This window comes from Paractinoplanes rhizophilus (genome assembly GCF_042664765.1).
Lineage (GTDB): Bacteria > Actinomycetota > Actinomycetes > Mycobacteriales > Micromonosporaceae > Actinoplanes > Actinoplanes rhizophilus.
This window is the reverse complement of the sequence record NZ_JBHTBJ010000115.1, coordinates 1-1,259: the sequence shown is the minus strand read 5'-3', so window position 1 is coordinate 1,259 and position 1,259 is coordinate 1. Positions and strand designations below refer to the sequence as shown.

The window sequence follows — 1,259 nt, the reverse complement described above, 5'->3', positions numbered from 1 at the left end:
CCGCCGCCTCGTCGACTCGGGCCGCATCTGTGTCCTGTGTCACGTCGTGTCCCATCTGACCGGTTCTCAAGCCGGTCGATCTTGGCACACCCCCGACTTACACAGCTCCCCTGACAGGGCCGAAACGCATGCTCGCGCGGATCAGGTGCACCACGCAGGTCTGCACGATCGCGTGGGGCCAGACCGTCTCCACCGCGGCCGGCAGCCCCTCGAGGCCGTCGCAGCAGGCGATCAGCACGTCCCGCACGCCCCGGTTACGCAGCTCGGTCAGTACCGCCAGCCAGAACTTCGCGCCCTCCGAGTTCTGCAGCCAGATCCCCAGCACGTGCTTGACCCCGTCGCAGTCGACCCCGACGACCAGGTGCGCGGCCTTGTTGCGGACCTGGTTGCCGTCACGCACTTTGACGACGAGCGCGTCGATGTAGACGATCGGGTAGACCGCGTCCAGCGGGCGGGTCTGCCAGACTTTCACCTCGTCCAGGACGGCGTCGGTGACCACCGAAATCGTGTCCGGGCTGATCTCAGTGCCGTAGACCCGTTGCAGGTGGTGGCAGATGTCGCGGACAGTCATCCCGCCCGCGTACAAGCTGATGATCACATCCGACAGGCCGCCGAGGCGGCGTTCGCCCTTGGGCACCAGCATCGGGGTGAACGAGCCCGCCCGATCGCGGGGGATGTCCAGGGGGATCGGCCCGATCTCGGTCTGCACCGTCTTCGGCGTGCTGCCATTGCGCGAGTTCCCCGACCCTTTGCCGGCCGCCTCGTGCTTGCCATACCCCAGATGCGCGTCCAACTCCGCGCGCAGCCCTCGCTCGAGGACCGCCTTGCACATCTCCGACAGGAAACTGCCCGGCCCCGTCAGGCGGCCCCCGTCGGCGCGGACCCGCTCGACCATCTGGTCCAGCAACTGCTCGTCCAGCAGGGCCTTCACCGCCGGCGCCGCCGCGCCCGGCATCCCCTCGGACAGCGGCAGCCGGGGCGCAACCACCGGCTCGTCGTGCTCGTTATCAGTGGTGACGGCCTCGAACTGCTCGGTCAGCGACATGATCGTGATCCTGACTGTGCCACCGGCCCCATAACCGGTGAAAAACGGATAATCCACTCATCCGTTACACAGACCTACCGACACGCCCCTGTCGGTCTTGGGCCGGCCGGGCGCGTTCTTGACATCACGGGCGTTGACCAGTTGCACATCCAGCCCAGCCGTTTCCAGCAGGTAGTACCAGATCCGCCAGTAGTCCCCGGTGCTCTCCAGGGTG

General features: G+C 67.1%; 1 pseudogene. It reads right to left on the bottom strand.

Annotated features, from left to right (window positions below):
• Nucleotides 1–121: 121 nt before the first annotated feature.
• Nucleotides 122–955: pseudogene (locus ACFQS1_RS40450) on the bottom strand (IS256 family transposase); the annotation flags it as partial.
• Nucleotides 956–1,259 lie beyond the last annotated feature (304 nt).